A 4,382-nucleotide genomic window follows, 5' to 3' on the forward strand; every position below is an offset into this window, starting at 1 on the left:
CAAACACAAATCTGGATGAATGATTATAATCATCATCGCCCACATGATGGACTAAATAAAATGTCGCCAGTAGAATATGCAAAACTTAATTCACTTGGGGCTAGCCCCAAGTGAATTAAAACAATAAGTTTGTGAATAGATTGTAAGAATAAACAGTTCTAATTAAGGGAAGCCTACAGTGTTAGCATACGTTTTTATATTTCAGCGTACATAAATTCAACTTTCTGTAATTCAATTCCGCTTTTAGTTTTCTTTAATTTCATTCGATAATTACTATAACCAACGTACCTAATTATATCTTCCGCTTTGTCAGATTTAGGTTTTTGTAAAATTCGAAGTCGATATTCCATTTTATTTATCCGAACGAATTCCGCAATTCTATATTCGAATTTTAATTCCGAATCTTCTTTCAGTTTGAATGTGAAATGAGTTCCGTTAAGATTGTTTTTCAGAAATTCCACGTCAATTAATTCAGGAATCATTTCCGTATTCTCAATCGTGATTTCATTCCCGTATTTATCCGTAAAACTGAATTCAGAAGTTTGAGTTTTAAATCCGAATGAAACTCCGATTAAAATCAGAATTAATGTCAATTTTGATATTTTGTTTTTTAGTTCCAATGTTTTTCTCAAATGTATGCTAACGGTTCTCTAGTATGGCTAGTAGCGTGCAAATATTAGCTTAATTTTCAGTTTAACTTTTAACTTTCTAAATATACCAAAACTTTCGGTTAAGCACATAGCAGCTATTGGCTATACTAGATGTTGTGCATAGTATTTTATTCAGTTACCCATTTTTCTTTTCGTTTCTCAATGTCATTTAGCGATAAATAGTGAATTGCTAAAATCAGTTGAAAGTTTGGGTCTTTTAGGTCAAAATGTTTTCTGTTATTTAGAATCTCTCTATAACCAATGTCGAAATAATTGAAGTCGCCATAATTTTGAATTCTTTTTAAGTACTTTTCTATTCTCTCATCATTTTCACCTAAATCAGCTAAATATTTCTGATACTTACCATTATAAATAGGACAAACACTTCTGTATTCAAATCCAGTTTTTAAATTTATTGATTTGCAAAATGTCCATATTTCATTAAAAGTTGTCGGTGATATTTGGTTATAAAGTTCCTTTTGTTTCTCAAAGTCAATTTCCTTCCAAAATGGATTTCCTGTCGCTTCTAAATATTCGTGTGGTGTTCGTTCGTAACAAGTTTTAAAGTCAGAATCCATATGTAAACACATTTCGGACTTGAAAAATTCCGTTATTTTGTTCAAATCAGCTATCTGCACTGATGTGAAATTTTTATTTAGTTCGGTTGCAGAATATTGAGATTTACAAGAGAAATTCAATTGTAAAATTATAATTCCAAATATCAATACTATCTTTTTTCTCATATTATGCACAACGTCTCGCGTATATGGTTTGTGGCGAAGTAAGAAACTGCTCGCCTTTCGGTTAAACTTTTATCTTTTAAAAATGTAAAAAATTTGGATTTAGCACTAATTCCGCCATAAACTATATGCGCTGTTACCCTTTGTTATTTTTCTGTGAGTTGATAATTGTTGACTAAAACAGAAGCAGAAATTTGAAGTAATTTCTCTAGCTCTCTTATCATATCAACAGTCAATTTCTTTTTTCGATTTAAAATTTCGGATACTCGACTTTTACCGCCAATTACACCTACCAAATCTTTTTGGCGTAGATTCAATTCTTCCATTCTGATTTTAATTGCTTCTATTGGATCTGGAGCTTCTATCGGATAATGCTCATTTTCATAATTTTCAATCATTAATGAAAGAATTTCTGCTTCATCGCCTTCTTTTGTATCAATTGGAGCATCAAAAATCACTTCTAAACGCTCAAGTGCGTTTCGGTAATCATTTTCGTTTTTAATAGGTTTTAAATTCATAATCACTTGCTTTTAAATCGTGTCAGCATTTATTTTATCATATTCAGGGTGTGTTCCAATAAATCGAATAAACGCCCATTGTTTTTCGTAGTTAAATTTTACCACTAGTCGATAGGAGTTTCCTTTTATATTGAAGACAACTCGACCATTCTTAAGAATACTTGCTGAAACATAAGTTTGCTTAACATCGTTTGGAGAAAACCATTTAGCACTTTTAGCCGTATCGTACCAAGTTTTCAAATACTGTTCGGAATCAGCGTGTTTTTCCCAAAACTCTCTAAGTGTACTTTTCGCAATTATTCGTTTCATCAGTCAAATTATAGAACAAATATACAATAAGTTCTCAAATATTGAACTAAACCGGATTTTTTTATAATAAAGGGTAACGGGCTTGCATATGTGTTTGTGGCGGGAAAACAAGCGCAAGTCATTTAGTTAAACTTTATCTTTTATAAACATACCAAAAATTTCGATTTGACAAAAAGTTTAGCCATAAAACATATGCAGTGTTGTCTCCTGTAGCGAAACGCCTGAGTGAATTTTTCCAGCGTGCTTTCTGGTGCGATTTTGTTAGCGTTGTTTATAGAGTATTCAATTCCGCAGACTTCACGTTTACAGGACACCTTGAGATTTGATAAATAATTAATATATAGTTTAGATTAGATGGAGATTTTAAATAAAAGGTAATATTAACTTAATAGAGTCGGATTCAGTTTTATTTATGTAATTATTGAAAACTTGTTTGACATCTTTGATATATAACTCATTATAATTTTTGACCCCACATTTATAATAAATGGAATCAGAATATACTTTAATATACTCATGATTCATATCTGAATTATCATATTTTTTAAAGATTTCAGCTATATTCATAAATAACGAATCTGCATCTTTTTTCTGATAGGTATCGAAACTAACTTTTCTTCCGTCATCATAGGCTAAAATTGTATATAATAAGAGAGAAGGTGGTTTTTTATCTTTCAAAGTAGAACAAATATTTACCTTAGGATAAGTTAAAATATTTCTTTTTTTATGATGTATTGTAAAATATCCGCTAGAATCACTGACTTTAAAATTTTCTATACCTTTTTTAATTATTTTATCATAAGATTCTTTATAGTACTTATTATCTTCTATAAAATTCATTAAAGTATTTATGTCATCTGGATATTTAAAGTTTTGAGAAAAATATGATTTTATAGATATGTCTAAATCTGTATATTGATTTAGTGTAGTCTTTTTATTTGTATTTGAAATACCACAGGAAATAACAATAAGAAATATAACTATCAGAGTTAATATTGATTTGGTGTTTTTCATATTTAATTTTTTTAGTGATGTTTTTTTTATCAGCTTTCACGTTTACTTAAAATTCAGCCGGAACTGATTAAAATCCAGTGACTAAAAATTGAAGATTCTGGATGAATTTAAGCAAGGAATTTATTCAGAGCTATTGGAGACAACGTTTCTCGCATATGGCTTGTGGCGATGATCTGCAAGCAAGCTTTTCAGTTGAGGATTAATTTTTCTAAAAATACAATAAATTTTGTTCTGACCTAAACCCTAGCCATAAGCTATATGCGATGTTGCCCATAGTGCTTTCGGAGTGTTGATTGTTAGTAGTCCTGAATTAAAACTTCAGTAGGAATTTTTAAGCTAGCGTTTAATTTCCGAATCATATCCAAAGTCAGTTTTCGCTTTTTATTCATTATTTCACTCACTCTACTTTTAAATCCTATCATTTCCACCAAATCTTTTTGTTTCAGACCCATTTGTTCCATTCTGAAATTAATTGCTGATATCGGATCTGGCATTTCGATTGGGAAGTTTTCACTTTCATAATTATCAATCAAAATCGATAAAATTTCGAGTTCATCGCCTTCTTTCGTTCCGCGTTTTGCATCAAAAATTACTTCCAAACGCTCAAGAGCATTTTTGTAGTCAGCTTCGTTTCTTATTGGTTTTATTTCCATTTTAAATTTCGTTTGCGTTAATTTTATCATATTCAGCGTGCGTTCCAATAAATCGAATCCAAGCAAGTTGATATTCAAAGTTGAATTTTACAATCAGCCGATATTCATTACCTTTGATGTTGAATACAATTCGATTGTCTTTTAAAATACTTGCATTTGGGTATTCAGATTTCAATTCATTAATCGTTTTCCAATTTGATTTCTCGGTTTCACGATACCAAGTTTTAAGTTGCAATTCACAATCACCGTGTTTTTCCCAAAAATCTCGTAATGTTCCTCTCGAAAATATTTTCAATTCAAATTTCTTTGATGCAAATATAACTAAAAAAGTTACCATTATGATAACTTTTCGGTTTTTTCAGCATTATGGGCAACGGTTCGCGCATAACATAAGTGGCGACTTAAAATGCGCAAGTCTTTCGGTTAAGGTTTAAGTTTCTAAAAATACACAAACCATTCAATTTAGCACAAATCTCGCCATTTTTGTTATGCGCTGTT

At 30.4% G+C, this 4,382-nt stretch carries 8 protein-coding genes; 1 reads left to right on the forward strand and 7 read right to left on the reverse strand.

Going from position 1 to position 4,382, the window contains the following annotated elements; all coding sequences use genetic code 11:
* The coding region (locus tag LB452_RS13355; RefSeq protein ID WP_224460834.1) for an integrase core domain-containing protein at positions 1 to 114 on the forward strand (114 nt) is incomplete at its 5' end.
* Between the two features lie 80 nt (positions 115 to 194).
* Here LB452_RS13355 and LB452_RS13360 read toward each other — a convergent pair.
* The 7 genes from LB452_RS13360 to LB452_RS13390 form a co-directional block, all read right to left on the reverse strand.
* Entirely contained in the window at positions 195 to 593 is a 399-nt protein-coding gene (locus LB452_RS13360) for a hypothetical protein (protein ID WP_224462237.1), read from the reverse strand.
* 185 nt (positions 594 to 778) lie between these two features.
* Entirely contained in the window at positions 779 to 1,393 is a 615-nt protein-coding gene (locus LB452_RS13365; protein ID WP_224462238.1) for a hypothetical protein, read from the reverse strand.
* 143 nt (positions 1,394 to 1,536) lie between these two features.
* Positions 1,537 to 1,908 (reverse strand): helix-turn-helix domain-containing protein, encoded by a 372-nt coding sequence (locus tag LB452_RS13370; protein ID WP_224462239.1) that lies wholly within the window; start codon positions 1,906 to 1,908, stop codon positions 1,537 to 1,539.
* Positions 1,909 to 1,920: 12 nt separating this feature from the next.
* Positions 1,921 to 2,217, reverse strand: a complete 297-nt coding sequence (locus LB452_RS13375) for a type II toxin-antitoxin system HigB family toxin (RefSeq protein ID WP_224462240.1) — start codon at positions 2,215 to 2,217, stop codon at positions 1,921 to 1,923.
* A 363-nt stretch (positions 2,218 to 2,580) separates the two neighbouring features.
* The gene (locus LB452_RS13380; RefSeq protein WP_224462241.1) at positions 2,581 to 3,231 is read right to left on the reverse strand and encodes a hypothetical protein; all 651 of its coding nucleotides are present in this window, start codon (positions 3,229 to 3,231) and stop codon (positions 2,581 to 2,583) included.
* Positions 3,232 to 3,527: 296 nt separating this feature from the next.
* Positions 3,528 to 3,884 (reverse strand): helix-turn-helix domain-containing protein, encoded by a 357-nt coding sequence (locus LB452_RS13385; RefSeq protein ID WP_093365344.1) that lies wholly within the window; start codon positions 3,882 to 3,884, stop codon positions 3,528 to 3,530.
* Position 3,885: 1 nt separating this feature from the next.
* Positions 3,886 to 4,221, reverse strand: coding sequence for a type II toxin-antitoxin system HigB family toxin (locus LB452_RS13390; RefSeq protein WP_322966426.1), 336 nt, complete (start codon positions 4,219 to 4,221; stop codon positions 3,886 to 3,888).
* Between the last annotated feature and the right edge of the window lie 161 nt (positions 4,222 to 4,382).

Origin of the sequence: Psychroflexus longus, from assembly GCF_020164595.1 — a bacterium.
GTDB lineage: Bacteria > Bacteroidota > Bacteroidia > Flavobacteriales > Flavobacteriaceae > Psychroflexus > Psychroflexus longus.